General features: G+C 68.4%; 19 protein-coding genes and 4 pseudogenes. 13 read left to right on the forward strand and 10 right to left on the reverse strand.

The genetic code is table 11. From position 1 onward, the window contains the following. Window positions 1-152 precede the first annotated feature (152 nt). Window positions 153-614, reverse strand: coding sequence for a pyridoxamine 5'-phosphate oxidase family protein (locus tag ACWCP8_RS36465; protein WP_266990077.1), 462 nt, complete (start codon window positions 612-614; stop codon window positions 153-155). A 507-nt stretch (window positions 615-1,121) separates the two neighbouring features. Here ACWCP8_RS36465 and ACWCP8_RS36470 point away from each other — a divergent pair. The 3 genes from ACWCP8_RS36470 to ACWCP8_RS36480 all read left to right on the forward strand — a co-directional run bounded on the left by ACWCP8_RS36470 (window position 1,122) and on the right by ACWCP8_RS36480 (window position 5,455). Beyond that, window positions 1,122-2,006, forward strand: coding sequence for an aminoglycoside phosphotransferase family protein (locus ACWCP8_RS36470; RefSeq protein WP_451120658.1), 885 nt, complete (start codon window positions 1,122-1,124; stop codon window positions 2,004-2,006). A 1,273-nt stretch (window positions 2,007-3,279) separates the two neighbouring features. After that, window positions 3,280-4,818, forward strand: a complete 1,539-nt coding sequence (locus ACWCP8_RS36475; RefSeq protein WP_352269919.1) for a glycoside hydrolase family 43 protein — start codon at window positions 3,280-3,282, stop codon at window positions 4,816-4,818. Window positions 4,819-4,867: 49 nt separating this feature from the next. Further along, window positions 4,868-5,455 (forward strand): FtsK/SpoIIIE domain-containing protein, encoded by a 588-nt coding sequence (locus ACWCP8_RS36480; RefSeq protein WP_451120601.1) that lies wholly within the window; start codon window positions 4,868-4,870, stop codon window positions 5,453-5,455. On the opposite strand, the gene ACWCP8_RS36485 is transcribed toward ACWCP8_RS36480, so the two are convergent. After that, entirely contained in the window at window positions 5,427-5,984 is a 558-nt protein-coding gene (locus ACWCP8_RS36485) for a DUF4232 domain-containing protein (protein ID WP_352269920.1), read from the reverse strand. The genes ACWCP8_RS36480 and ACWCP8_RS36485 overlap by 29 nt on opposite strands. A 789-nt stretch (window positions 5,985-6,773) precedes the next feature. Here ACWCP8_RS36485 and ACWCP8_RS36490 point away from each other — a divergent pair. After that, window positions 6,774-7,658, forward strand: coding sequence for an LLM class F420-dependent oxidoreductase (locus tag ACWCP8_RS36490; RefSeq protein WP_451120603.1), 885 nt, complete (start codon window positions 6,774-6,776; stop codon window positions 7,656-7,658). Between the two features lie 5 nt (window positions 7,659-7,663). Here the strand turns inward: ACWCP8_RS36490 and ACWCP8_RS36495 are convergent, their stop codons facing one another. Then, window positions 7,664-8,989: an MFS transporter gene (locus ACWCP8_RS36495; protein ID WP_451120605.1), complete on the reverse strand. Its 1,326-nt coding sequence runs from the start codon at window positions 8,987-8,989 to the stop codon at window positions 7,664-7,666. A 251-nt stretch (window positions 8,990-9,240) separates the two neighbouring features. On the opposite strand from ACWCP8_RS36495, the pseudogene ACWCP8_RS36500 reads away from it, so the two are divergent. Both ACWCP8_RS36500 and ACWCP8_RS36505 read left to right on the forward strand, forming a co-directional pair. After that, window positions 9,241-9,439, forward strand: a pseudogene (locus ACWCP8_RS36500) (hypothetical protein); the annotation flags it as partial. A gap of 124 nt (window positions 9,440-9,563) precedes the next feature. Beyond that, window positions 9,564-9,653, forward strand: a pseudogene (locus tag ACWCP8_RS36505) (alpha/beta fold hydrolase); the annotation flags it as partial. 243 nt (window positions 9,654-9,896) lie between these two features. On the opposite strand, the gene ACWCP8_RS36510 reads toward ACWCP8_RS36505, so the two are convergent. Continuing rightward, on the reverse strand, window positions 9,897-10,598 hold the full coding sequence (locus ACWCP8_RS36510) for an SDR family oxidoreductase (protein ID WP_451120607.1): 702 nt from the start codon (window positions 10,596-10,598) through the stop codon (window positions 9,897-9,899). Window positions 10,599-10,690: 92 nt separating this feature from the next. Here ACWCP8_RS36510 and ACWCP8_RS36515 point away from each other — a divergent pair, with 92 nt between their 5' ends. After that, the gene (locus ACWCP8_RS36515; protein WP_451120609.1) at window positions 10,691-11,281 is read left to right on the forward strand and encodes a TetR/AcrR family transcriptional regulator; all 591 of its coding nucleotides are present in this window, start codon (window positions 10,691-10,693) and stop codon (window positions 11,279-11,281) included. A gap of 323 nt (window positions 11,282-11,604) precedes the next feature. Here ACWCP8_RS36515 and ACWCP8_RS36520 read toward each other — a convergent pair whose 3' ends face one another. The 3 genes and pseudogenes from ACWCP8_RS36520 to ACWCP8_RS36530 form a co-directional block, all read right to left on the reverse strand. Continuing rightward, complete coding sequence (locus tag ACWCP8_RS36520; RefSeq protein ID WP_451120610.1) at window positions 11,605-13,053, reverse strand: aldehyde dehydrogenase; 1,449 nt, start codon at window positions 13,051-13,053, stop codon at window positions 11,605-11,607. A 232-nt stretch (window positions 13,054-13,285) separates the two neighbouring features. Next, window positions 13,286-13,447 carry an aldehyde dehydrogenase family protein gene (locus tag ACWCP8_RS36525; RefSeq protein WP_451120612.1) on the reverse strand — a complete coding sequence of 54 codons (162 nt, stop codon included), beginning with the start codon at window positions 13,445-13,447 and terminating at the stop codon, window positions 13,286-13,288. 32 nt (window positions 13,448-13,479) lie between these two features. Continuing rightward, a pseudogene (locus ACWCP8_RS36530) lies at window positions 13,480-13,899 on the reverse strand (aldehyde dehydrogenase family protein); the annotation flags it as partial. Between the two features lie 16 nt (window positions 13,900-13,915). On the opposite strand from ACWCP8_RS36530, the gene ACWCP8_RS36535 reads away from it, so the two are divergent. The 3 genes and pseudogenes from ACWCP8_RS36535 to ACWCP8_RS36545 all read left to right on the forward strand — a co-directional run bounded on the left by ACWCP8_RS36535 (window position 13,916) and on the right by ACWCP8_RS36545 (window position 15,412). Then, on the forward strand, window positions 13,916-14,611 hold the full coding sequence (locus ACWCP8_RS36535; protein WP_451120614.1) for a TetR family transcriptional regulator: 696 nt from the start codon (window positions 13,916-13,918) through the stop codon (window positions 14,609-14,611). Window positions 14,612-14,798: 187 nt separating this feature from the next. Beyond that, window positions 14,799-15,049 (forward strand): annotated as a pseudogene (locus ACWCP8_RS36540) (IS256 family transposase); the annotation flags it as partial. 171 nt (window positions 15,050-15,220) lie between these two features. Beyond that, on the forward strand, window positions 15,221-15,412 hold the full coding sequence (locus ACWCP8_RS36545) for a hypothetical protein (protein WP_451120616.1): 192 nt from the start codon (window positions 15,221-15,223) through the stop codon (window positions 15,410-15,412). Between the two features lie 102 nt (window positions 15,413-15,514). Here the strand turns inward: ACWCP8_RS36545 and ACWCP8_RS36550 are convergent, their stop codons facing one another. Then, complete coding sequence (locus ACWCP8_RS36550; protein WP_352272397.1) at window positions 15,515-16,147, reverse strand: TetR/AcrR family transcriptional regulator; 633 nt, start codon at window positions 16,145-16,147, stop codon at window positions 15,515-15,517. 102 nt (window positions 16,148-16,249) lie between these two features. Between ACWCP8_RS36550 and ACWCP8_RS36555 the strand changes: the two genes are divergently transcribed. Further along, a complete protein-coding gene (locus ACWCP8_RS36555; protein WP_352272395.1) occupies window positions 16,250-17,164 on the forward strand; it encodes an NmrA family NAD(P)-binding protein in 915 nt (304 codons plus the stop codon). Between the two features lie 511 nt (window positions 17,165-17,675). On the opposite strand, the gene ACWCP8_RS36560 is transcribed toward ACWCP8_RS36555, so the two are convergent. Then, complete coding sequence (locus ACWCP8_RS36560) at window positions 17,676-18,071, reverse strand: hypothetical protein (protein ID WP_451120619.1); 396 nt, start codon at window positions 18,069-18,071, stop codon at window positions 17,676-17,678. A gap of 841 nt (window positions 18,072-18,912) precedes the next feature. Here ACWCP8_RS36560 and ACWCP8_RS36565 point away from each other — a divergent pair. Then, window positions 18,913-19,668 carry a dienelactone hydrolase family protein gene (locus ACWCP8_RS36565; RefSeq protein WP_352272391.1) on the forward strand — a complete coding sequence of 252 codons (756 nt, stop codon included), beginning with the start codon at window positions 18,913-18,915 and terminating at the stop codon, window positions 19,666-19,668. 210 nt (window positions 19,669-19,878) lie between these two features. Here ACWCP8_RS36565 and ACWCP8_RS36570 read toward each other — a convergent pair whose 3' ends face one another. Further along, on the reverse strand, window positions 19,879-20,406 hold the full coding sequence (locus ACWCP8_RS36570) for an ATP-binding protein (RefSeq protein ID WP_352272389.1): 528 nt from the start codon (window positions 20,404-20,406) through the stop codon (window positions 19,879-19,881). A 120-nt stretch (window positions 20,407-20,526) separates the two neighbouring features. On the opposite strand from ACWCP8_RS36570, the gene ACWCP8_RS36575 reads away from it, so the two are divergent. Then, window positions 20,527-21,171 (forward strand): TetR/AcrR family transcriptional regulator, encoded by a 645-nt coding sequence (locus ACWCP8_RS36575; protein WP_352272387.1) that lies wholly within the window; start codon window positions 20,527-20,529, stop codon window positions 21,169-21,171. Window positions 21,172-21,786 lie beyond the last annotated feature (615 nt).

Genomic DNA, 21,786 nt, shown 5'->3' on the forward strand with positions numbered 1-21,786 from the left:
GCGGCACATCCAGCAACTTCGCGTGCATACCGGCCAGTTACCCGCACCGACAGATCACCGAACTACAGCGGACCAGTCGATCTCCAACTGAAGGGCAAATACTCCAGCTGTAGATCGTGATCCGAGAGACGCGCGTCGGCGAGGGACGGCCGTTATTCCAGCCACATCCCGTCACGCATGATGACTCTCCCGCGTAGTTCCGGCTCGCCGCGCCAAGCGCGCACAGTCCTCGGGACCACTCGTATATACAGAAAGGAACCCTCTTCCACGCGTGGATCCCACCCGAACTTGTCGGCGAACGCCTCCGCTGCGCCTCCGGGCACCTCTTGGTCCGGGAAGCACTCTGCCTCACCCTGGAGGAGCACCACGTCGAAGGTGTCCGGTAGCGCCAGGCGCACGCGCGGCTCTTTGCGGACGTTCCGCGCAGTCACGGAAGTGGCGCTGGTGCACATCCACACCGCTCGCCCATCCCACAAGAACCACAGCGGCACCTGGTGCGGCCCGTGATCAGGGTGAGCCGTCGACACCCATACATCCCGCTCGGTAACGAGCCGCTCCAGAGCGTCGCGCATACGCTCCGCCGTCTGGCGGCGAACGATTCCCGTGGTCTCCATGAGGACCGACCCTAGCCAAGCAGGCGCGAAGCGCGCCTGAGGCGCAGGACCTACTCCCAGCGACCGATGAACCCCTCAGCCTTTGGCTCGGGGCGACCAACTTCGGTGCTCAGAGTGGCCAGCGGAAGTGCTCCTTACCTTGTTGGCGGGTTGATTCCGGTCCTTCGTACGAGCGGGAGACCCGGGGGCCTGGGTGTGGCTGAAAGTGCTCATGACGTAGGTGTGGCTTTGACTGATTGGTCGCCCAGTGCCCCGCGACGACACGGCCACTCATTGGTATGAGCGAACAGAGATCGTTCGTAAGAACACGTCGGCATGGTACGGACGATTCGTGGAGGAACGGACGCAGCCAGAGTTGAAGCGGTTCTTCTACCTCGACAACGTGGACCGGCTTCCACCACTGGCACTGCTCCGGCAACGTGGGCCCCGGATATGGACTCTGAGGCATGGTCCGACTATGCGACGATCACGGCAGGAACCGAGAGATCTGGTGGGTACATGGGCAAGATGCACGCGGACGAAGCGGACACCGACGCCGACCTGGTCCGGCGGCTGCTGCGCGCTCAGTTCCCCCAGTGGGCGGATCTGCCGATCACCCGGCTCGCCTCCGGAGGCACGGTCAACGCGATCTACCGGCTCGGCGAGGACCTGACCGTCCGGCTGCCACTACGACCCGGCGGCGCCGAGGCCATCGCGATGGAGGCACGGTTCCTCCCCCGGCTGGCGCCGCTGCTGCCGCTGCCGATCCCGGATGTGGTGGCGACCGGCGCCCCGGGTGAGGGGTATCCCCTCGTCTGGGCGGTGCACCGGTGGATCGAAGGCCGCAACCCGGTCGAGGGGGACCTGGCGGAGCCCGAGCTCGTGGCCCGTGACCTCGCGGAGTTCGCGGTCGCCATCCGCAAGGTCGATCTCCCCGGCGGTCCACCCGCGCACCGGGGCGACCCGCTGATGGCCGAAGATCAGGAGATGCGGGCGGCGATCGAGGCGCTGCGCCGCACCGCCGAACCCTTCGACGCCGACGAGATCACCGCGGCCTGGGAGGAGGCGCTCGCGGCACCACTGTGGACGGGCCCGGCCTGCTGGACACACTCCGACCTCATGCCGAGCAATCTGCTGCTCGCCGGCGACCATGTCTCGGCAATCATCGACTTCGGCACCGTGGGGATGGGTGAGCCGGCCACCGACCTCATCCCGGCCTGGAACCTGCTGCCCGCCTCGGCGCGACGGGTATACCGCGAGGCGGTGGATGTGGACGAGGCAACCTGGGCCCGCAGCCGGGGCTGGGCGCTGTCCATGGCGGTCATCCAACTTCCGTACTACCGGACGACCAATCCGATCATTTCAGCCAACGCCCGGCACGTCATCCGAGAGATCCTCGGGCCCTCCGCATAGGGGAGGTCAGGGACGACGCCCCCCGGCACCCGCCGGGGTCCACCGCTGTCCAAGCCCATCCTTTACCGCCAACGGCTGTTCCCTTGTTTCCCAAGGCCGGGGCAGGGTCGAGGTCGGTCCGGGCAGCGCCCGCGCGCGGTCCGGCTAGATGCCGCTCGGCCAGCCTCGCAGCAGCTTCCCGAAGTCGGCGTCGGCCGGCTACATGTGACAGTGATCGGCCGAACCAGGACCCCAACTGATCAAGTTGGCCGGCATCCCACGGATTGTGCCGTCCGCCAGACCCACAGAGGCCCGCGCGAGGGCGACCCCGGCCAGCACATCGGTCTCGAACTGCGCCGAGACCGGATCGCGGAACTCGCGTAGGTCGTGTAGGACCGCCTGCGCCAACCCGAGCCTCCTCACCTCCATCCCGCCCACTGGTCGGTCGGATGAAGTGAGAACGCTTCAAAGAATCACGAAGCTTTCAGCTGCCTGATCATGATCATCGAAGCGCTTCGATGCTACGGCGAGGATAGCGACGGGTTACCGCATGGACAAGAGATCAGGCGAAGCATTCAGATCTTAAGTAGGTGCAATTCATGGGACTCTGATGAACTGTTGACATCTCGCTGGCCCATATGTCAATTTCGAAGCGCTTCAACGATCCTGGTCGTGCGGCCCGCTTCGACTCTGCCGCGCCCGGTCGCCACCAGCCGTCGCCGACCGCCGCACGCGTAGGGAGTTTCCCGCTGTGAGTTCCGCCTCCATGCCTGCCGACCTGCCCTCCGAGGCGCCCGCGGACCGGCTCTCGTTTCGCGACCGCTGCCGCCCCCTCGCCGACCGCGTCAAGGACCTGCTGTCCCGACTGAGCCCGGCCGCGCGGATCGAGAGGCTGCATCAACACGCCGCATCCCCCCGACTGAGCGTCGGCGCCTTCCGCACGGGCACCGCGGCCCTGCACGCCGTGGCTTGGCTGGGCGAAGCAGCCAGTGCACCTCCCCTGACCGCAACATCACGATCTCGGCCACCGTGGCAAACACGGGCAGCCGCCCCGGCATGGTGACCGTCCAAGTGTGCGTCCCTGCCAATCCCGAGCACTGGCGACCGTTACACCTGGACCACGGCCACCGCCGACCCGGCGACCCACCCACCAGGCGTCCCCCGGCTGCACCTGATGCTCACCGGCGGACTCCGGCTCGCAGCCTTCAACTTCACGGCCTGACAGCCATCCGCCGGACTACATGACCCCGCGCGGGAAGTTCCCCGCGGCCCGACCACACACCTCAGGACGGACATGGCGTTCTTCGACAATCCCGTGATACCCGGCTTCAGTCCGGACCCGAGCGTCTGCCGGGCCGGCGACGACTACTACGTGGCGACGTCCAGCTTCGAGTACGTACCCGGGGTACCCCTGTGGCACAGCCGTGACCTGGTGCACTGGCGGCTGATCGGGCACGCGCTGGACCGGCCCTCACAGCTGGAGCTGCCCGACACGGCCCCGTCCTCGACAGGGGTGTACGCGCCCACGCTGCGGCACCACGACGGCCGGTTCTGGCTGATCACGACCGTGGTCGCCGGGGCGGGCAACGTCCTGGTGACCGCGGAAGACCCCGCGGGACCGTGGTCGGACCCGGTGCCGGTCGACGTACCGGGCATCGATCCCGACCTCGCCTGGGACGAGGAGGGAAACTGCTGGTGCGTGTTTTCGTCGGACGGCATCCGCGGGGTGCGCATCGAGCCGAAGACAGGCGAACTGTTGAGCGAGCCTGTGGCGATGTGGTCGGGAAGCGGGCTGCAGTATCCCGAGGGCCCGCACCTGTACCGCGTCGGCGACTGGTGGTATCTGCTGCTTTCGGAAGGCGGCACGGAACGCGGGCACGCCCTGTCCGTGGCCCGGGCCCGCACACTGCCGGGGCCGTTCGAACCGCACCCGGCCAATCCCGTGCTGTCCCATCGCAGTACCAACCACCCGGTGCAGAACACCGGCCACGGCGATCTGGTGCAGGCGCACGACGGCACATGGTGGATGGTGCTGCTGGGCACCAGGCCCCGCGGTGACACACCGATGTACCACGGTCTGGGCAGGGAGACGTTCCTGGTACCGGTGCGGTGGGAGGACGAGTGGCCGCTGCCCGGACCGCTGGAGCTGCGCGCGCCGGCTCCGGCGCTGCCGCCACATCCCTGGCCGCACGAACCGCACCGGGACGACTTCGACTCCACCACGCTCACACCCCGCTGGGTGTCGCTCAGACGGCAGGATCCGACCGCCGTCCGCCTCGACGAGCGGTCGGGCCACCTGGTGCTGCACGCCCGCGCGGACAGCCTCGACAAGCCCGGCACGCTCTTCGTGGGACGGCGCCAGCGCGACCCCGACTGCAGCGCGCGCACGCTGGTCGAAGTCGGCGAAGGCGGCCGGGGCGGGCTCGCGGTACGGCTGGACGAGGCACATCACTACCAGGTGGAGACGGGCAACGGCACGGTCCGCGCGGTCGCCAGAATCGGTCCGCTGTGCCACACCATCGCCGAACAGACCGTGCCGTCCGGCCCCTTGACCCTGCGGATCGACGTCACCACCACGGACGTACTGCCACCCACCGTCACGTTCCGCGGCACGGATCCGGAGGCCGCCGTCCCGCCCGGCCTCCGCGTCGGCGGCCCCGATACTCTCCGTCTGGGGTTCGAGACGGCCGGCGGCGACTTCGAGATCCTCGCCGAACTCGACGGCCGCTACCTCACCACCGAGGTCGCCGGGGGCTTCACCGGCCGCGTCATCGGTATGTACGCCACACACGGCAGTGCGGCCTTCGACTGGTTCGAGTTGCGGCCCGCCTGACGAGCGCTCCCCCACCGCGGCCCGACCTCCCATCTCGGATCGGGTCGCGGTGGGGACCGTCGGACGATGCCGGGGTGGGTGCGAGCCCGGCGTCGGCTTGGGCGGTTGTCCCAGCGCGGGATACTCCAGGTGCGGCAGATTTTTCTCGGGCGCGGCCGGGCACGGCCTGGTGGTCGGCGCACCCCAGACGGGCAGGTCGACGCTGCTGCGGACCGTCGTCTGCGCGCTCGCCCTCACCCACACGCCGTCCGAAGTCCACTGCTACTGCCTGGACTTCGGTGGCGGGAGCATGCAGCAGCTCCAGAACCTGCCGCATGTGGGAGGTGTGAGCTCGCGACTCGACCCGGAGCATGTACGACGTACAGCCGCAGAGATCGCAGAGGTCGCGGGCCGGCGCCTCGCCTGTACGTGCCCTGCCCACGCAGCTACCCGTGGACGCGCTCCCGTCGGACTTCGGCAGCTCCAAAGAGCTCACCGGCGGGACGTCCAGCTCCCCAGTCGCACCAACTCGGTTCCGTCCGTGCAGGGTTCATGCTATGGCGCGAGCGCTCGTCCTGATACCCATCAGCGATCCTCCCCGGCACAGGCCACATCTAATGCCAGAGAGGTCAGGAGCCGGCAGCGCGGAAGGCGGTGACACGGACGCTGTTGCCGCAGAGCGCGAAGTCGCCGCCATCATCCGGCGCCAGCTGCTGCCTGCCGCCGGCGACACCCACCACGATCGAGGGCGCGACGAAAGGCTCGGCACCGGAGGTGCAGTACCCGCCCGCCTCACCAAGAACCGGTGTGAAGGAGAGTTGTGTCGAGGCCCGGTCCCCGGCCGCCAGCTGGACCGACTTCTCCTGGCCCTGACGCACGACATTGAGGGGTTTATTCCTGTCCGGCGAACCCTGCCCGGCGAGAGCCACGGTGGGAAAGCCCTTCAGCACGCACGGCTTCGGGCCCTGGTTGATGACAGTGACCCCTACCTGGCTGGCCCCCATCCGCTGCGCACTTTCCGCGACGAGTTGGGTGTTCGTGCACGGGGCAACCGGGGCGCGCCGGAGGGCGGGCCCATCTGCCGCTGCCCCGGGGCCGGCGCCTGTCAGCAGGCCTCCGGCCAATACACCCGCCACGAGCAACATGGACGAGACCTTGGTCGTGCCACTTCTCGTTGTGCATGTCATGGGTTTTCCTCCCACGGTTCACCGGACACCTCAAACCACTGGCCGCCACTTGCGCTCCGACCGGTACGACAACCGGGGGCCGGAACCGTTACCAGGCTCAATGACACCGCCCGCTCCCTACCGGCTTCACCTCCTCCCAGCGTCGCACCAACCTTCGCCGTCGGCCCGCGTAAGGTTCTGACCTGGCCGGGACTCCGGACGGTACCGGCCGGCCATGCAACGCAGACGCTGCAACTGTGCGCCATCCCGTGAGCGCAGGACCGGTCCGAAGACCCACCCGCCGACGGACCAGGCGCAGCTCGACCCCGCTTCCTACGGGCATTGCGCAACAGGGGCACGTCGGCTCGGGACGCCGCACTGGGGGGTGCTTGAAGACGCCCTGTCCTCCTTTCCGCGCGCCGGCTACACACAGATGGCAACGCCCTACGCGAAGGCGGTTCCGACTCTGCAGTGCCGCCACCCACAGCCCCGGCCGATTTCCTTCGCGGTCCGGGCCGGAAAGACATGTCGCCGCTCGCCGCTGCGGCTGAGCACCGATGTTTCGAGTTCCGAGAGTGCGTCGCCGGCGGCGACAACACAGCAGCTTGCGGGACTCCGACAGGCCAAGTCCCAGGCGACGCACATGCGACGGAACTTCACATGGACGGATCCGTATCCGCACGGGAAGGACACGCCGCCGCCCGGCGGAATACGGAGATCACTTCGCGTGGTTTGGTACGACGGACGTCAAACTTAAGTTCAGTCGACGGGCGTCACGCTTCCGTCGACCTTAGGGCGGGAGATGGGCCCATGGGGTTCAGCGGCAACAGCACGCAGGCGCAGGCAATCGGCCGGTACGGCCTGTGGAACACCGGGTTGCGCGACCCTGATCCCTCCGGCGCAGCCGAACGCGCCGAAACTGCGGCGGAATTGGAGGAGCTCGGCTACGGCGCCCTCTGGCTCGGCGGCAGCAGCGGCGTGGAGCACGCGGCGCCGCTGATCGCAGCCACCCGGTCGATCACCATTGCAACCGGCATCCTCAGCATCTGGCAGCACGAACCGCAGGACACCGCCGAACGATGGGCCGGCCTCGAGGACGCCCACCCCGGCCGCTTCCTGCTGGGGCTGGGCGTCAGCCATGCGAAGCTCGCCGACCAGTACAAGCGCCCGTACGCGGCCATGACCGGCTACCTCGACGCGTTGGACGCCGCCGGGGTCCCGGTCGGCCGCCGAGTGCTCGCCGCGCTCGGCCCGAGGATGCTGGAGCTCTCCCGCGACCGCGCCGCGGGCGCCCACCCGTACCTGGTCACCCCCGAGCACACGGCGCAGGCCCGAGAGACGCTCGGTGAGGGGCCCTTGCTGGCCCCCGAGTTCACCGTGATCCTGGAAGCCGACCCGGACCGCGCGCGGGCTGCCGCCCGTGAGTTGCTGGCCTTCTACCTGCAGCTACCCAACTACACCAACAGCTGGCTCCGGCTCGGCTTCGCCGAGGAGGACCTGGCCGACGGTGGCAGCGACCGACTGGTCGACGCGCTGTTCGGCTGGGGCGACGAGCAACGGGTGCGCGAGCAGATCGACGCCTTCCTCGACGCAGGCGCCGACCACGTCGCCGTACAACTGCTGGCCACGGGCGAGGACCGGGCCGGACTGCCCCGGGAGGAGTGGCGACGGCTGGCGGCGGCGCTGGACCTCTGAAGTGCCTAGCCGTCATTGAAGGGGCAGTTGAGAACAGCAGGCCGTGCCTGGCCGATATCCGGAAGCGCCCGCCCCAGGCGTGCGAGCGGGGACAGAGCCATCAGCACTGGGGACAGCATCATACCGCCGGCCGTCGCCAGGAGACTGGTACGCACCCCCCACTCCCCCGCGAGAAAGCCTCCGAGCAGCGAGCCGAACGGGGTCAGGCCCATGCCGACAAACGTGATCGTCGCGGCCACGCGGCCTTGCATGCCGTCCGGGGTGACGGCCTGCCGGACGGCCATGACCGTGACGTTCACCAACTGACCGAAGGTCCCGAACACGAAGTTGACCGCCACGAGCGCGGGGATCGTCACCGCAGAAGGGCCGTGAAGCACGGGTACGCAGAGCAGCACGCCGTCGCCGAGTGCCGCCGCGGACACGAGCACCACGCCGTAGCCGAACCGGCTGGGGAGACGGGCCGCAAGCAGCGAGCCCACGAGTGCGCCCGGCCCCGTCGCCGCGAGCGCCAACCCGACGGCGGTGCCCGACAGGTGCAGTTCCCGCGGCAGGAAGAGCAGATAGACGGTCATCATGGCCGCGAAGGAGAACTGGAAGGCGGCCGAGGCGAGGCCCACGGTCCGCAGCAAGGTGTGGCCGACGACAAAACGGAGGCCCTCATGGATCCGCCGCCAGACCCTAAGGGGACGTTTCGAGCGCTCCGGGACCGATTCGCGGCGACGGATCCGCCGGATCGACAGGAACGACAGCGCGAAGAACAGCGCGCTGCAGGCGGCGGCGATCGGCGCCGACAGCAGTGACACCAACGCGCCGCCGAGGGCAGGGCCGCCGATCTGGGCCGCTGACCGGCTGCCTTCGAGCGCGCTGTTGCCCTGCACGAGCTGATCGCGTGTCACCAGCCGTACGAGAGACGCCTGGTAGGCCACATCGAAGAACACGGACAGGGAACCGACGGCGAAGGCTGCCAGAAGCAGCGCCGGCAGGCCGAGCCCACCGAGGAGGCCGGCCACAGCGGCTCCGCCCAGCGCCAGGGCTCGGCCGAGGTCCGCCAGCACCATGACCGTACGGGTCCGCCACCTGTCCACCCACGCGCCGACAAAGAGTGCGAGCAGCAGAATCGGTGCCTGACCCGCCGCGCGGAGGACGCCCAGCTGGTCGGCGTCCGCGTCGAGCGTCAGCACGGCGATCAGCGGCAGGACCACCAGGCTCCCGTGCTCGCCGAGTTGGGAGGCCGTCTGGCCCACCCAGAGCCTGCGGAAGTCGCCGTCCCGCCACAGGCTTGGCAGATCGGTTCGACCGATATCGGATACAGCGGAGGAAGCGGACGGCACAGAGACCCCTTGGGTTGCCGAAGACGGGGCCCCGCCACCCGGCGCACGACAGGTGCGCCGACGGTTCAGGCAGGGGAGGCTCGCCGTGCCGCGTATCAGGGCAGCACGCGATGACTGGCCGATCACGGCCTACGACGTCAACGCGCGCTCGGACGACCGGGCATGTCTCAGCTCCTCGTGTGGGTCACTCGCCGCCCGAACATTAGCCCTCGGCGGCCCGACGCGAAAGGCGATTTGAAGCCCGTGGCATCGCGACGCTCTCCGCAGGCGACAAGTACGGCGACCGCTACAACCTGAACGTCGCAGTCTCCGGTTTCAGCAACTGGACCGTGAGCATGAAAGTCCCCTCCCCGGAGAAGCAACCGCAACGGCAACGGCAACAACTGGGGTACCACGATCCAGACCAACGGCGCCTGGACCTGGCCAACGGTCACCTGCAGCGCAAGCTGACCCACCGAACACCCGACAACAGAGCGCCTGTGGCGCGGCGGTCCGCGCCCGCCGCACCACACCACTTCCTCGGACTGACGGGCCCATCCGGTCGGCGGGCGCAGCACGTTGGCCGGGGACGTACGTCTACCCCGGCGCCCCTCACGGCCTCGCGATGGTGCCCGTATTCACCGAACAGATCAACAACGACCTGCTCGGCTTCGCATGCAGCTGAACCGTCAGTCGTCAGATCCACGGATGGAGGTGGAATCGACGACTGACGAATGCGGTGATGCTGTTGCTGCAGCTGAGCTTCCGCACGAGCCACCAGCCATTCAGCGTGGCCATGGCCTGCTCGCCGACTCGATCTTGAGTTTCTCTCGTGATCCGGATGGCCATGCTGCGGGAACGCAGTGGTCGATGTTGTACGTCCCGGTGGCTCCTTACGTGCTGCGACGGCGCGCTGGACGGCCGCCGGTCAGGCCCTGAGCTGCGGGTAGAGGTCGGTGATGTCGCCGGACAGGGCGGCCTTGGTCTGACGGGAGGTCTCGTCGGCGAGCACCTCGAACGCGCCCTTCTCGATCCCGTCCAGTGCCTCCTTGGCGATGTCGGCCGGCTTCGACTTGGGCTGGGTCACCGCCGCGGTCATGTCGGTGTCGACGTATCCCATGTGCAGGCCCGTCACGCCGATGCCGCGGTCCAGCAGTTCAAGCCGGATGGCGTTGGTCTGCAGCCAGAACGCGGCCTTGGTGGCGGAGTACGCGCCATGCCAAGCGACCCAGGAAAGTGCCGAGTGCGCATTCAGGATGTGGCCGCCGTCGTTGCGCTCGATCACCGGGACGAAGGCCCGGGTCACATTCAGCGGGCCGAAGAAGTTGGTCTCGAATACGTTCCTGATGTCCTCGATCGGTGTGTCCAGGTAGGTGTCCGGTGAGCTGCCGCCGGCATTGTTGATCAGCACGGTGACATCGGGCGCGGCCGCCACCAGCGCCTCGATCGAGGCCGGGTCGGTGACCTCCAGAGCCAGCGGTACGACGCGGGTGTCGGTGCTCGGCCGGGGGTTCCGGGCGGTGGCGTAGACCTTCTTCACGCCGCGGGCGAGCAGCTCGTCCACGATCGCCTTGCCGATACCGCGGTTGCCGCCGGTGACGAGTACGACGGCGCCTTCGAGAGTGGTCACTTTGACTCCAGACAAAGATGGAAACCGATCTGTTTCCACTACCGTAAACCGATCTGTTTTCGACTGCAAGCCCAGCCGGTACCCTCGATGACATGACGACCTCGGCGACACCCCGCGAGCGACTGCTCGAAGCGGCGGGCGAACTCTTCTACCGCGACGGCATGAACATCGGCGTGGATGCGCTGTGCAAGGCCGCCGGTGTCTCGAAGAAGTCGATGTACCAGTTGTTCCGGTCCAAGGACGAGGTGATCGCGGAGAGCCTCGCCAGCCGCGGCCCGACATACCAGGCCGCCCTGCTACCGGGCCCGGACGACGGGCGTTCGCCGCGCGAGCGCATTTTGACCGTGTTCGAGCGGCAGGACCAGATGACTGCCGAGGGCAACTTCCTTGGCTGCCCGTTCGTGAGTGCAGCGGTGGAGCTGAAGGACCCCGGGCATCCGGGCAGTGTGGTCGCGCGCCATTTCAAGCAGCACCTGACCGACTTCTTCCGGGCCGAGCTCGTCGCCGCCGAGGCTGAGGATCCGGAGAGCCTGGCCGTGCAGTTGACGATCGTCTTCGACGGCGCGAGCGCCCGGGTCGTCGTACAGTCCCAGGCACTCGCCGGCATCGGCGTGATCACGGCAGCGGCCTTGCTGGATGCTGCCGGCGTCAAGCAGGCAGTACCGGCGGGCCAGGCCCGCTAGGAAAGGTCTCTTCGACCACGATCGGAGCCGGATGAGGCGCGGGGCAGTTGCGGTGCCGAGGTGGACGTATCGGCGCTCGTCACACCGAGCGGCGACGGCTCCTGGTCAGCTGGTCGGCCATGCCCGGCCGGGAATCGGACAGCCGAGCGCTCCTACGGGGACTGGTGCAGGGCGGACACACCTGCGCCGACCGCGAGCACGGCGAAGATCGCACGAGCGGGCGCGGAGACCATGGTGGCCCTGCTTTCGTGCACGACGCGAACGCCGAGCCGGGGAAGGGCGGAACGGACCGGCTCTTTGCCCGGCTCGGCGCTTCGGCAGCCTCAGCGGACGCGGGTGATGGTTTTGTGCTCGACGTATCCGGTCAGGCCGACCTTGCCGTACTCGCGGCCGATGCCGCTGGCTTTGTAGCCGCCGAACGGTCCGTCAAAGCTCATCGGGGAACCGTTGATGGTGAGGGTGCCGGTACGCACTCGCCGAGCGATCTCCAGCGCTCGATCGGGGTCGGCGGACCACACGCCGCCGGACAGACCGTACTCGGAATCGTTGGCGATCCGGACCGCGTCGTCCTCGTCGTCGTAGGCGATGACGGCGAGCACCGGGCCGAAGATCTCCTCCTGGGCGATGCGCATCCTGTTGTCGACGTCGGCGAACAGGGTCGGGGTGACGTAGTTGCCGCTTTCCAGCCCCGCGGGGATCTGCGTGCCGCCGGTGATCAGTCGGGCGCCCTCCTCGATGCCCACCTGGATGTAGGAGATCACCCGCTCCTGCTGATCCGGGCGGATCATGGGGCCGACGAAGGTGTCGGGGTCGGCCGGGTCGCCCACCTTCAGCGACTCCACCAGCTCCTTGAGCGCGGCGACGACCTCCTCGTAGCGGCTGCGCGGCGCGAGGATGCGCGTCTGGAGGATGCATGCCTCGCCGTTGTTGGCCAGCGAGCCGAACTTCAGCCCCTGGACGACCTTGCCGAGGTCGGCGTCCTCCAGGATGATCGCGGCGGACTTGCCGCCGAGTTCGAGACTGACCCGCTTCAGCTGCTCGCCGGCGATCGCGGCGATGCGGCGGCCGGCCCGGGTGGAACCGGTGAACGCGATCTTGTCCACATCACGGTGCGACACCAGGTACTCACTGGTCTCGCGGTCGGCGGGCAGGATGCTGAGCACGCCTTCGGGAATGCCGGCCTCGGCAAACAACTCGGCAAGCATCATCATGCTCAGCGAGTTCTCCGGCGAGGTCTTCAGTACGACGGTGTTGCCGGCCAGCAGCGCCGGGGTCAGCTTCGCCAATGCCGCCGAGAAGGGCGAGTTCCACGGGATCACCGCGGCGACCACGCCGATCGCCTCCCGGCGCACGATGGTGTCGTACGGAGCCGCGGGATCGGAGGGATCGACGATCTCCTCCCAGCCGAACTCCTCGGCGGCCTTGAGATAAGAGTTGATCTGCCGGGTCAGGAACGGCTGGCCGATCTTGGTGAACCAGCCGGCCGAGCCGTTCTCCGCGGAGATCATCGCGGCGATCTGGTCAGCACGCGCCTCACGCAGCGCGTTGAGACGACGGATGATCTCCTGCCGCTCCTTGGGATCCGTCCGCGGCCACGGTCCGTTGTCGAATGCCGCTCGTGCCGCGGCCACGGCCCGGTCGATGTCCTGCGGAGCGGCCTGTGCGACACGGCCCAGAACGGACTGGTCGTGCGGAGAACGGATCTCCAGCAGTTCAGGGGAGCTGGGGGCGGTCCAGGCGCCGCCGATGTAGAGCTTGTCGTACACGATCATCTTGGTTCGCTCTCTTCTTCCCGATTCGCATGGCACCACACAAAGGGACGGCGCCTCGCAAGCGGTGTTGTTCACAGGTGGAGCCGGTGGACTAGAAACTGCGGGCCTTGCCCGGGTGGAGGTGGTTCGGGGCCGGCCCGTGCGACGAAATGGCCAGGGCCGGTACCTCTTCCGCGCATTCCGGTGAGCGGGTCACGTCCGGCCGGTTGCCCGGCTGTTCCGCTCGGCCGCGTCAGCTGCTGATCGCCTTGATCTCGACGTACTGGCCCAGTCCGACGAACCCGAATTCACGGCCGATGCCGCTGGCCTTGTAGCCGCCGAACGGCCCGTCGAACGCGGCGTGGGCGTCGTTGACGGAGAACGTTCCCGTACGGACACGGCGGGCGATCTCCATGCCGTGCTCAGCAATCCGGTGAACCACAGCGGGGTGCCGTTCTCGGAGGTGACCAGCGCCGCGAGTTCCTGGCCGCGGGCTGTGTGCAGTTCGTTGAACCGAGCGAGGACAGCGCGCCGCTCGCTCGGCGTCGTCCGTGGCCAGGGCCCGTGGTCGAAGGCCTGCCGCGCGGCCTCGACCGCCCGGTCGACGTCCGCCTCGGATGCGCCTGGGACCCGGCCCACCAGCGATTGATCGTGCGGAGAGCGCACCTCGATCGCCTCGGAGCCCGCAGGTTCGGTCCAGCGTCCGCCGATGAAGAGCTTGCCGTAAGAGGTCATGGGGGGTGTGTCTTTCGTGAGACGGCAGGGCCACCGAATAAGAGACCAATGGCCCTCTATGTCATTCAAGGTAACAACCCACTGGACCTTTAACAAGAGGCCAATGGGTCTGCTATTTTGAACGCGAGCCATACCGAGGAGGAAGGCCGTGAGCCAGAACGAGAGCACCGCATTCCAACGGGCCCGGCGACCGGAGCAGATCGAGATTCGCAAGCAGACGATTCTGGACGCGGCCGAGGCCCTGCTTGGTGAGATGCCGATCGCGGAGATCAGCCTGCGCGAACTCAGTCGCCGGGTCGGGCTGTCGAAGACGAACGTCGTGCGCTACTTCGAGACCCGCGAGGCGGTCTTCCTCGAACTCCTGCGCCGCTCCCAGCAGGAGTGGCTGGACACCCTCGAGCGCGACCTTCCGCCCGCCCAGTCGGCGCCACATCGTGTCGTCTGCAGCGCGCTCGCGGCTTCCCTGGCGCAGCGGCCGCTGCTGTGCGAGCTGTGGAGCGCACTGGCCACGGTCCTGGAACGCAACGTCTCCCTCGAATCCGTCCGTGACTTCAAGCTGTCCAATCTGGAAGCGCAGGCACGCTTCGCCGACCTGGTCAGTGACCGAATTCCCGAACTGGGAGATGACGCCGCCCGGGAACTGGCCGCCCTGTGCACCGTCGCCGTCGCGGGCCTGTGGCCCTTCGCCAACCCCTCCCCCACCGTCCTGGCGGCGACCCAGGACCCGCGCCTGGCCGGATCCCGCATCGACTTCGCCACCATGCTCAGCCGACACCTCGACCTACTGGTCACTGGACTGCTCCACCGCCCCGCCGCCTCGCCAACTTCTCCCACCCGGCAATGAATACGGGGCGCACTTTGGCTGCATCGGCCCTATCAGCCAAGCCTCGTCCTTCTGCTTGGCTTCCGGCCCGGTAGGCGCGGATCTCCTCGGCAGCCGCGGCCGGCCGGAGCCAGGTTGAGCGGGACACGATCAGGCGCAGCCAGGCCACCCGGCGGGCCTGGTCCAGGTGCGCGGCTGCCCACCAGCGGTAACAGGCAACGACTACCACCAGCCGCGACCGGTCACCACTGCCGCAGGGCCGGTCGAGGTCAAGGCCCCGTGCGTGAACGACAAGCGCATCGATGAGGCGGCCGGGGGCGCAGGCGGTTCGCCTCGGCGATCCTGCCGCCCAGGTGCCGCCGGTCCCCGAAGATCAGCAAGGTGCCGGCACTGCTCTACCTGCACGGCCTGTCGAGTGGCGACGTCGTGCCCGCGCCCGGACAGTTCCTGGGCTCAGGCATCTGAGGCTGGGCCGCCTTCGCCGAGCGGTTGGACCTCGCAGACACGGCGATGCTGAAGGCGTACGGGAGTCCCGCTCCTCCGCAAACGCGTCCTCCTCACCGCCACCCGCCCGCCGGCACGGCCAGGGCCTGCTGGACAGGCCCGGTGATTCCTGAGAAAGGACACAGGGTGAGTTCCTCGTCGAGTCGGCAGGGGCACGCCATGGAGATCACCGTCCAGTGGGTACACACGCCCTGGACGAAGGAGTCCCGGGGAGGAGAGGCCGCCTCCCGCAGGAACGCGGCCCCGATCGGCTTCGCTCTCCCGCATACCGAGGCCGCTTCCGCGCCCGTCCCGAACGTCGACCACCGTCCCAGGTAACACTACGTCACCGAAACTGGGCCCCCTGAGCAGCCTCACGGAACCTATTCCTGGTCCCACTACTCGTGCATAGGGCCACTCCGCGGTGCCCCTCTCGCCGGCTCACAGCCGTCCGGCCTCGGCGAGGATCAGCAGGTCGTTCGCGGCCTCTCGGGAGCGAAGGCGGATGGCGGCGCTGCCGGGGACCGGTCCGCCGAGCAGAGCCGTGTCCATGATCTCCGCCTGCAGCAGGGCGGAGAAGACGTGCGCGGCCCGTGCGGGGTCGCTGACCTTGGAGCGCAGTTCCGCCGGCCAGTGGGACAGGTGTCGCGTGAACAGGGTTATGCGGTCGCCGAGAATCTCCTGTTGGTAGCGGCGGCCGAGCTCGGGGAAGCGCTGCGCGTCCCGGGTCACCACCCTGAACAGCGCCAACTGTTGCTCGGAAAGGACGTGTTGAAGAAGCTCGCAGCCCGCTTCCGTCAGACCTTCCAGGGGCGGCAGGTTCAGCCATTGCGGGTCCGCGGTCTGCGCGGAGGTGTCGCAGGCCTCCTGGATGACGGCGACGAAGAGGTCGTCCTTGCTGTCGAAGTGCCGGTACAGGGTGGTGATGGACACACCCGCGCTCGCGGCGATGCGGTTGACCGAGCTTCCGCCGTACCCCTCCTCGAGGAAGGCCGCGAGGGCAGCGTTGATGATCGCCTCGCGCTTGCGCGCCATCAGGCGCGCTTTGGGGTCGTTCTCGGCCCAGGTACGCACGATCTTCCTCCGGTCTCGCGGTGACTTGACAGAGCATACGACAGCAGCCACTATCGTGTCATACGAAAGTGATTGCTTTCGTATGACACCAGGGAGAGACAGATGGGAAGCACAGACACCCCGCGGGTACTGGTCCTCGGGGCCACGGGCCGCACCGGAGCGGCGGTCGTGAAGACGCTGGAGGCGACACCCGACCAGGCGGTCCCGGTGCTTGCGTCACGCAGCAAGGCGACCGTCGAGCAGTGGATCAAAGAGGGGAAGGAAGCGGTCCGTATCGACCTCGATGACCCCGACACCTTCCCCGGCGCGCTGGAGGGCATCGACCGGGTATTCCTGATGACCGGCTACACCTCGGCGATGAACCACCAGGCCAAGGCCCTGGTGGACGCCGCCGAGGACGCCGGGGTCGGCTTTCTGGTGCACCTGGGTGTGTTCAGTGATGGGCGCTCCACCGACCCGCACTTCGCGTGGCACGAACTGGTGGAGCGTTACATCGCCGGCTCCAAGCTGGCCTGGGCGCATGTGCATCCGCACGTGTTCATGGAGAACCTGCTGGGCATCAACCGGCTGCGCGACGGCCAGATGGTGTGGCCGATGGGAGACAAGCAGGTCGGCTGGATCGCCGGCGACGACATCGCAGCGGTCGTGGCCAAGATCCTGATCGAGGGCCCCGAGACGCATGCCGGCAAGGACTATTTCCTGTCCACCGATCTCCTCGACGGCGCCGAAGTGGCCGAGGTCCTCTCCGCCGCCCTCGGGCGGGAGATCCCGGCGGTGATCCTGACCCCGGACGATCTGCAGCGCCTGATCGACGCAGGCCTGAACACCGCGCCGGCCAACATGGACGCCGCGTACGCGGCCAGCACACTGATCTGGGCGCGACAGACCTACGAAGGCCGCATGGACTACTCCGCGGTCACCACCAGCACGGTCCAGGACCTGCTCGGTCGCGAACCCATCCATCTCGCCTCGTGGGCCACCGCACACCGTCAGGAACTGCTCGACCAGCTCCCCTGACAGCTGCGCCCCGAATTCACGTGCCGCCCAGGTCGGCGGCACGGGCGGGGATCCGTGCCGTTTCACCACCACTCCCCCGGATGCCGCTCCGCACCCTCAGCTGCGGCGGCGGGCCGATGCCCTGGAGCAGGCCCGGGTCGCGGTCAGCGATCTCGTGGGAGACCTGTCGGAGCACTACGCACCGCCGAGATGCCGGACAGGTCATCGAGGTGGTCACCGATACCGAAGCGCCGCGGCACCAGGTGCGGAACAACGCCCGCCATGAGCTGCTGTGGTTCTGCAAAGCCCAGTACGTCGCCAGACCGTCGGGCCCGGTCGACCGAGCGGGCGGGCGGCGTCAGCGGCGCCGCACCGCCCACTCACCGAAGGAGGCCGCCCCCAGCGCCGGAGCCGGTGTCCGGGGATCAGAAACGCCCCGCCATCCGGTGGGCGACGGGGCGTACGTGGCAGCCATGTTCGGGCACGCCGGGGACGCTTCGGCAAGATCGCAGTTCGGTAGCGGCGGACAACGTCACTCCGGGCAGAGCGTGCCTCGCAGAGCGGCGTTCAACTGCTTGCCCTGCGCGTCAGTGAGCGGCCTCGCGTCGTTCCCGAATCGCTGCGCGGCGGACCAATCCACCTTGGCGCCCCCGGCTGAAAGCGCGGAGCACTGATTTCTGCCGGCATCGATCGCCTTGTCCTCGTCCTCGACGATGCGCGGGTCCACGGCCGCGATCGCACGGAGGTACACGGCGCGGTCCGCGCCGGTCGGCACGGGCGGAATGCGCGCGGCCTCCGCGGTGGCGGACTGCGTGACAGCTGGGGCACTGCTCGACTTCGTGGCGGCAGGCTTCGCGTTGTCCTCGGCCGAGCAGGCGGCGAGGGACAGCACCGCGACAGCAGCGAGCAGGGTGGCGGTTGGCTTCACGATCACTCCGTATTCAGGTCTGTTCCAGGTGAGACAGGCGAGACACACGGATGGTTGCTTTCGGACACGCGCGCTGCGGCACCCGTCCGGACTCCTCGATGACCTCCCTTCGGGCTGGGTGGAACCAGGCGGCGACACCGGTCAGGGCCACGTCGAGGGTGATCGCGGGTGCCGGCCTGCTGGGTTGTACGTCTCTCCGAGGACACCGCCTTCAGCGGCACCGCGTCGCGCCAGGCCCGCGAGCAGGCCCTTCCGTCGGCACTTCCTGGTCTGCTCGACGCGGTCGTCCGCGGCGTCGAACCCCGTGTGCAGCTCGCGGCAACCAAGGGCCCGCCGACCCGGCCTGCCCTCGAACTCAGCAACTGTGGCCCTGCTACGTCGGGACGTGACGTGATCCCGGGACCCGGAGACCAGGAGCTCTACTGGCGTACACGCACCGCAGCATTCGCGTCATCCGTGGGAAGGCACAACTGAACGACCTGCCACGGCGACCTAGCATCCGTTGTCGTGGCGCACACCACGCATACGGGAAGGACGAGTGCCTGGGCCGCAACGACGTCGAGCGGACTGTGCAGAGCAGGGCGAATACCCCCAACCGGCGAGAAGCACTGAGCGCCCGAGTACATCCGACATCCGAGGGATCAGTCCGGCCAAGGGGTCGGTAGACGAACGGGGTCGGCCGGTCGACGAACAGGGCTCGCCCGCGCCTTCCGGCGCATCGGCGATACCCCTTCGTCCTGACACTCGCCCCACTGGTGACACTCGCCCCACTGGCCCACCACGCGAAACCCCCTCCTTGCCCCGAGCGCAGAGGGAAACAGGAAGAGAGAGGAGACCGCCCATGAATGCCGTGCGCGGAACATCGGTGGACATCCCCACCCAGGACGGCGTCGCCGATGCCTACCTGACCCACCCCGACAACAGCAGTCCCCACCCCGCGGTCCTGCTCTACATGGACGCCTTCGGACTCCGCCCTCACCTGAAGAAAATGGCCGACCGTCTCGCCCGGGCCGGCTACACCGTCCTGGCCCCCAACGTCTTCTACCGCCATGGGCGGGCCCCGGTGGTCGAACTGCCCGACGTCATCGACCCGGTCCGCCGCCCGGAGATCTTCGAGCGTCTCGGCCCGATCATGAACTCATTGACACCCGATCTGGCGATGCGCGACGCAGACGCCTATCTGCGCTGGCTGACCGCCTGCCCCCTGACCACCGACGGGCCGGTCGGTATCACGGGCTACTGCATGGGCGCCCGCCTGGCCCTGCGCACCGCCGGCACCTACCCGGAGCGGGTCGCGGCCGTGGCCGGCTTCCATGGCGGCCGTCTGGCCACCGACTCACCCGACAGCCCGCACCTGCTCGCCGACCGGATCACCGCAGAGCTGTACTTCGGCCACGCCGACCAGGACCCCTCGCTACCTCCCGAGCAGGTCAACCGCCTCGACGAGGCCCTCACCGCAGCGGGCGTACGCCACCACAGCGAGATCTATCCCGGGGCGCACCACGGCTTCACCCAGGCCGACACCGCCGCCTACGACAGCACTGCGGACAAGCGCCACTGGACCGCACTGCTGGCGCTCCTGGACCGCGCCCTCTGACTAGCACCGCTGCCCCGCCACTGCTCGGGCACCACGCCCTCCAGCGGGACCGTCTCCTCCAGGGCGAATAGCGCGCCCTCCTTCGGGGGCTGCTCCCGGTGGAGCACCTCGCTCGGTCGGCAAGCCGCCGTCCCCCCTCGGCATACTGATCGGCATCGCCGTCCTCCTGGCCTCAAGGACGCCACCTGGGCCTCAAAGGCCGCCGGGCCGTCAGGTCTGCGCGGGTACGGGGACCGGCAGTTCGAACCACAAGGTCTTGCCGGTGGCGGTGCGGGAACTGCCCCAGGCTTCGGCGAGCAGGTCGAGGAGCTCCATGCCGCGCCCGCCCTCCGCGTCGGCACAGACGGCGCGGCGTACCGGGCCGTCGGAGTTGGTGTCCTCGACCTCGCACCGCAGATGCGAGCCGCGGACCTGAAGATTGAGCCGCACAGGGCCCCGTGCGTGACACAGGGCGTTGGTGACCACCTCGCTGACCAGCAGCTCAACGGTGTCGGTCAGCTCGTTCAGTCTCCACTCGCCGACTTGTGCGACCACCAGCCGGCGGGCACGGCGGACGGAGATCAGCTCCGGCGCCAGAGGCCAGGACGCGTCCCGGGCCGTGGCCCGGGTGCGGGCAGCGCTCAGTGGCCGCAAGGGCTCCGTGGCATGCGACCACAGGGCCACCTGTCGGGCGAACCACGAAGTCGGGGCGCCCTCGGAGACACCCGCCTTGCCGAGAGTGGCGTCCTGGACAGCCATGCTGATCAGTCCCTTCCCTGCAAGCCCGACGGTTTGCGTAGCGATCGTTACATTTAAATATACATGTAGCGGGTGTTACGGTAAAGTTCGGGATGAATCAGACATGGGTGAGGAGGCTTCATGCCGCGGCCGGCTGACCCAGCCAAACGAGCGGACCTGCTGCGCCGCGTCCGCTCGTACGTGCTCCGCAACGGACTGGCGAGCCTGTCCCTGCGCCCGCTGGCCCGGGAGCTGGGCACCAGCGACCGCATGCTCCTCTATTACTTCGGCACCAAGGAACGCATGGTCGCGGAGGCACTGTCCCTGGATGACCGACGCCCGCTCCTGCGCTTTCGCGATGTACGCAACTCCGCCGACGCCCCCGAGGACGCGGCGGGCCTGCGGCGCCTCCTGGAAGAGCTGTGGGAGGAGTTCCACAGTCCGGACCGCCAGGCCGTGATGCCACTCCAGTTCGAATTGATGACGGCCAGCGTGCTCCACCCCGACCGGTACGGGCCTCTCATGCGCGATCTGATCACCGAGTGGACGGATCTGTTCACCCCCCTTTTCGTCCACCTCGGTATGTCCGACGAACGCGCCCGGAACGAGGCCACCCTGATGGTCGACGCCATCCTCGGACTGCTCTACGGGTCGCTCGCCGACGGCAACTGGGACCGGGCGACGGCTGCCTTCCACACCCTGCTCGACCGCCTTGAATCCGGCTGGACACCCGACGGCGCGCAAACAGACACCTTCCCCAGGACCAGTCGCTCAGCCAGACCTTGAGACGCCGGCGCTCCGCGGCCGGACCCTACGAGAAGCGATCGAGCGTCCAAGGAGTGACCGAGCCGGTGTGACCGACCGAGGTCGGTCCGATCACGGGAGTGACCTCCTCATGACCAGCAGCTCGGTGGGCTTGCCATCGCGCGAGGGCATGCGGGTCAGGTCGTGTCCGCGGACTTCACTGCGAAGGCGGCGTAGATCGTTTCGAACCGGCCACGCGGCCCTGCGCCTCCCGTCGGGGCCGGCCCGACTGCGGCAGGGGCGTTGCCGCCGTGGCGGCAAGTACGTTGGCGAACCAGCCGAAACCCCGCCGCTGTTGAGGTCAGAGCCTGTCGGCAGGGTCCAGATCGACCAGGAGACGCTCCAGCCTCGGCTTGAAGAGGTGGCCCCACGCAGTCGCGGTGGAACTCGGCGGCCGTCCCCGCGCGAACGACTGTGCCCGGAGATCCCACTCATGGCAGGCCCCAGCCGACTGCTGGACCGGTGGGATCGCCGCCCACGAAAGAGCGGCCCCGCGGGCACTCGGCATCGACGAGCTCGCCTCCCGCAGGGGCCGCACCTACAAAACTCTCTTCGTCGGATTCAAAGCCGGCCAGGAAGTTGACGTCCTGCCAGACC

Source organism: Streptomyces sp. NPDC002206 (assembly GCF_053593595.1).